We start from the raw sequence: 4457 nt of genomic DNA, 5'->3' as shown, positions 1-4457 counted from the left end.
AACATCGTCGCGGACCGCGTTGTCGACCCGGGCGAGCAGGTCGGACAGCCGGGCGGCGCGCGTCTGGGTGGTGGACACCCAGTCGTCGGTTTCCAGTTTCAGTTGCGACCCCGGCTGGGCCCGGGCCACCTCGTCCTGCATCCGTTGCAGGGCCAGCGCCTCCTTGCCGGTGCCGGCCTGTTCCCACCAGATGCTCCAGTCGGGTGGGGCCAGGGCCAGGAACGACAGGCTCGACTCGGTGTAGCTGGTGCGGGCGGCGGTGATGTCCTGCTGCATGGCCGGGGTCAGTTCGCCGCCCGCGACGGCGCGCAGCACGGCCACCTGTTGCTGACCGATGGCCTCGGCCGTCTTCGACAGCGCCGCCGAGGCCCGGATCCCGTCGGCGAGTGGGGCGTCCACCACGCCGTGTGAGACGTTTTCCCGGAAGTTGATGAGGTCGGCGATCGCGATTCGGTAGCTGAAGGTCATCGCCGACACCGACGCGTGCGTGGCGGTGCGCACCTGGGTGCGCAGTGGGGCGAGGCCGTCCAGGGCGGCGTCGATGCGCCGCAGGAGAGCCGAACTGGTGCCGTTGTCGGTGGCCAGTCGGTCACGCTGCCCGCGGTAGCGGGCGACGGCGTCATCGGTGGCGGCCATCTCCGCGCCGAAGGCGTCCTGCTGCTCCGGCCGGGCGTAGGTGAGCAGGTCGGCGGCGGCGATGCGTTCGCGTTGCAGGCGGTAGGCCAGGTCGCCGGCCTCGGCACCGACCTGGGCCAGGACCTGCAGGTCGCTGGCGCGGGCCGTCTGGCGTGCGCTCTCGGTCAGTGCGAGACCGGCGAAGCCGATCACGGCGACGAGCGGGGCCGCGACGATGAGCCGCATCCGGCCGGCTATCTTCCAACCGCGTCGGCGGGTCGGGTAGGGTCTGGCCGCGTGGGACCGGGTGCTCGACGCCAAGATTGACTCCCACGACTTCGATGACGGTCTATCCGCACGTTGCCGAATGCAAGTCCCATTCGGCCGGAAGCCGCGCTCGTAGACCAGACCTGGCCGTGGTACAAACTGCCCGTACCAGCATCTGTACCCAACGTCAGCGACCGGTGACGCCGCGAGGTCGAGCTGACTCGTCGGGTCAGCGCTGGTTGTCGAGGGGTTCGGCCGACGGGTGCCGCCGCTCCGGTTCATCCGGTTCGGGTTGACCGTTGAGCACCTGGCCGATCAGCTCACGCAGCTCGTCGATCGCGTCCACCACGGCCCCCGGGTCGCGCGCGTCACGCCGGCCGCGCTGGCGCGGCACCTGCCGATCCAGTCGAGCCGGCTCCGGGGCGCGGGGGCCTCGGCGACCGTCGGCCGCCAACTGCTCGGCCGCGACCTGCGGCCACAGCGCGGCCAGCTGTCCGCCGGTGCCGAGCACGTCGTCGCAGCGCAGGGCGAACTCGTGACTGCCGAACCGGCGACCTGACTCGACCGCCGCGACCGTCTCCCGGCTGAACCGCACCAGGTCCGCCAGGGCTCGTTGGGTCAGACCCCGTTGGACGCGGCAGTCGCGCAACTCCCGTCGGAACCGCTGACTGGCCGCAGAGTGAGCCGAGCTCGACGGGGACGTGTGCTCCATGCGCTCACCTTCGTGGAACGGACATTCAGCGGCGGACGCCAGATCGAGATTGGCCGATGAGCCGAACATTCACAGAGGGCAATTCTTAACCCAGGAAGCGATGGGTGTGAAGACGTTCACCGGCATGGATCGTCGGGAAAAGCCGGAAAGATTCTCGCCGGACCCGGTGCCAGAGCTGAGGCGCGCCGGGTGGAACGTGCCGACGCCAACCCACCCCACCCTCGACCCGTCCGCAGGTCAGCACCGCTGGAGCCGGTGCCCGCTCAGCCCGCGCGCACTTCGGCCGTCGCGCCGTTCCGTGCCGCCGGCACGTCGGTGGGCGCCGGGACGTCGATTATCGCGAGCAGCGTGCGGTGCGCACGAAACGCGACATTGGGTTTGTACGACCGATGTTGCTCCGGTGACAACCTCAGCTCGGGAATGGCTTCGGCGAGCCGGATGAGGGCGATTACGGCTTCAAGTCGCGCCAGTCCCGCGCCGATGCAGAAATGTGGACCGTGGCCGAACGACAGGTGATTGCCCACATCGGCCCGGTGTAGGTCGAACCGGTCCGGATCATGGAACGCCGCCGGGTCCCGGTTCGCCGCGCCGATCAACAGCAGGCAACGCTCCCCGGCGGGGATCGTCACCGTCCCCAGCGTGACATCGCGGGTGGTCACCCGCAGCCAGCCGTCGATGGCGGGCGCGAACCGGAGCGTCTCACCCACGAAGGCGGGGACGAGCCCCGGGTCCGCGGTGATCGCCGACCAGCGCTGGGGAGCGGAGAGGGCCTGGTCGAGGGCGTGCGCGAGCAACCCGGCGGTGGTCTCGTGGCCCGCGACCAGGAGGTTGAAGGCGAGGCTCGCCACCTCGGGCACCGTCAGCACGCTGTCGTCGTCGTCCCGGTAGTCCAGGGCGCGGCTGATGAAGTCCTCGCCCCGGTGTCCACTGTCCACCCGCTGGCGGACCAGGTCCTCGCAGTAGTGCCAGAACTCCAGCAGGCCCTGGGCCAGGCGTACCTGCTCGGCCGGGTCGGGTTGCCCCCAGATGAGGGCGATCTGCCCGTCCGCCCAACTCCGGATCCGTCCGATGTCGGCGTCGGGCACCCCGAGGATGTCCAGGACCACCAGCAGGGGAAGCTCGGTCGCAAACTCCGGGATCAGGTCGACCTGGTCGCCCTGGCGGGCGGCGAGACGGGACACCAGTTGGTCGACCCGGCGTCGGATGATCGCGCCGTACTCTGCCTCGACCCGCTCGGCGGTGTTCGCGAAGGTCGCCCGCAGGGCCCGCCGGGTACGCGGGTGCGCCGGTGGGTCCGCGGCGGCCGTCGTGGGTGGTGCGTCGATCTGCATGATGACGTTCAGCGCCGGTGGACACACCTCGTAGACCGGGGCGAGGGTGAGGGCGTTGGCGAATGTCGTGGCGTCGGCGAGGGCCCGTCGGACGTCCGCGTGCCGGCTGATCAGCCACAGGCCCAGATCCTCGGCGTAGTGCACCCCGGCGGGATCGTCGAGAATGCGCCGCCACATGCTTGCTGGATCGGCGAGATAGACCCCGGTAAACGGATTCAACCGCATGGAAAGCCTCCTGGTGCAAGCGGCGCTAAACCGGCAGCGCCCCATTGGCGATCCACTTCAGTCTGGCCGATAATGGCGTGCATCTGCCTCTGGCTCTTCACGGTGCGCTGGTAGGCCGTACAAGTCAAGATTGGTTATCGTCTATTTATTGGCCGGCATAATTGCGTGTTGCAACAGCCGAGTGAATCTGGCCGCATGCAAGTTGCGGCTCGGTCCTTGCCCTGAAGTCGACCCGGCCGGGCGGTGCAATCAACCCGCCGCTTTCGCTCCTGATCGGGGAAACGACACCCGAGACGAGGAGTGACGCCGGGGTCCGGTCACCGACCGCTGCCGAAGACCCTGGCGCTGCTGAAATCGGTCGGCGGAGTCGGCCCCGCGACACCGCCCACGCCTCGCGGGGGCTCCGGTCCACGCCGGAACCCCCGCCCTTCTCCTGTCGTGACGGCCCGGTCAGTGCCCAGCGGTCAGGGCGCCCACGGGGTGGCGATGTTCCACGTGCTGTCGGCGGTCCACGACGTCGGCGTGTTGTACGCGTCGCCGCCGGTGCCGTTGCTGAGCCAGACCTCCGCGTTGTAGTGCCGCAGGTACTTCCCGCGGAAGTTGTACGACTCCAGTGACACGCCGGTGCCGGTCAGCCCGGTGCGGGCGCACCAGGTGGCGTCGGCGCGCAGCAGCGCGGAGCCGTCGTCCGGTGAGTTGCGGACCCGGGAGTTCTGGTGCCGCAGGTACTGCCCGGGGAAATTGACCGACTCGAACGAGTAGCAGCCGGTACCGGCCAGGCCGGGCCGGATGGTGTACGTGGCGTCGGCCTTGAGCAGGCTGGGGCTCGCAGCGTCGACCACCTCGGTGTAGGCCAGGCTGTCCTGGTGGCGTAGGTAGCGGTTGGTGAAGCCGGGCGTGGTCACCTGCAACGACCGGCGGGTGTTGACCGGCAGGGCGACGGGCGCCGAACTGCCGATCGTCTTCGAGGCGTTGATCAGGGCGGTGTTGGCGGCGCGTACCCCCGCCTGGTCCATTTTGATCACCTGCCGGTCGTAGGTGAGGAAGCCGTTCAGCTCGCCCTCCAGGTCGGTGATCTCGGTGTAGATCGAGGCGCTGAGCCCCTTGCCAAGCATCAGGTTCTGGGTGCCCTGCACCAGCCCCACGTACCGGTCGGTGAGGGCGATCGAGCTGGACTGCCACTCGTACGCGAAGAAGCTGCCGTTCGGGCTGCCGATCAAGGGCACCCGCCCGGCCACCGCCATCGGCCGCGCCGAACTGCTCGCCAGCGCCAAGGAACGCGCCGAACACATCATGATCGTCGACCT

General features: G+C 69.4%; 4 protein-coding genes and 1 pseudogene. 1 reads left to right on the top strand and 4 read right to left on the bottom strand.

What is annotated here, in order from left to right; all coding sequences use genetic code 11:
• The 4 genes from ABZ749_RS30065 to ABZ749_RS30050 form a co-directional block, all read right to left on the bottom strand.
• Window positions 1–861: nitrate- and nitrite sensing domain-containing protein (locus tag ABZ749_RS30065; protein WP_357233697.1), on the bottom strand; the 861-nt coding region annotated here is incomplete at its 3' end.
• A 250-nt stretch (window positions 862–1111) separates the two neighbouring features.
• On the bottom strand, window positions 1112–1594 hold the full coding sequence (locus ABZ749_RS30060) for a helix-turn-helix transcriptional regulator (protein ID WP_357233695.1): 483 nt from the start codon (window positions 1592–1594) through the stop codon (window positions 1112–1114).
• 263 nt (window positions 1595–1857) lie between these two features.
• Complete coding sequence (locus ABZ749_RS30055) at window positions 1858–3150, bottom strand: cytochrome P450 (RefSeq protein ID WP_357233693.1); 1293 nt, start codon at window positions 3148–3150, stop codon at window positions 1858–1860.
• Between the two features lie 464 nt (window positions 3151–3614).
• The gene (locus tag ABZ749_RS30050) at window positions 3615–4286 is read right to left on the bottom strand and encodes an AbfB domain-containing protein (protein ID WP_357233691.1); all 672 of its coding nucleotides are present in this window, start codon (window positions 4284–4286) and stop codon (window positions 3615–3617) included.
• Between the two features lie 76 nt (window positions 4287–4362).
• Between ABZ749_RS30050 and ABZ749_RS30045 the strand changes: the two are divergent.
• A pseudogene (locus tag ABZ749_RS30045) lies at window positions 4363–4457 on the top strand (aminodeoxychorismate component I); the annotation flags it as partial.

Source organism: Micromonospora sp. NPDC047753, assembly GCF_040642735.1.
Taxonomy (GTDB): domain Bacteria; phylum Actinomycetota; class Actinomycetes; order Mycobacteriales; family Micromonosporaceae; genus Micromonospora.
The sequence above is the reverse complement of the archived record's forward strand: the minus strand, read 5'-3'. Positions and strand labels throughout refer to the sequence as shown.

Coding starts and splice junctions, on each gene's coding strand:
- ABZ749_RS30060 (WP_357233695.1), bottom strand. CDS start 1,594: ATGGAGCACACGTCCCCGTCGAGCTCGGCTCACTCTGCGGCCAGTCAG.
- ABZ749_RS30055 (WP_357233693.1), bottom strand. CDS start 3,150: ATGCGGTTGAATCCGTTTACCGGGGTCTATCTCGCCGATCCAGCAAGC.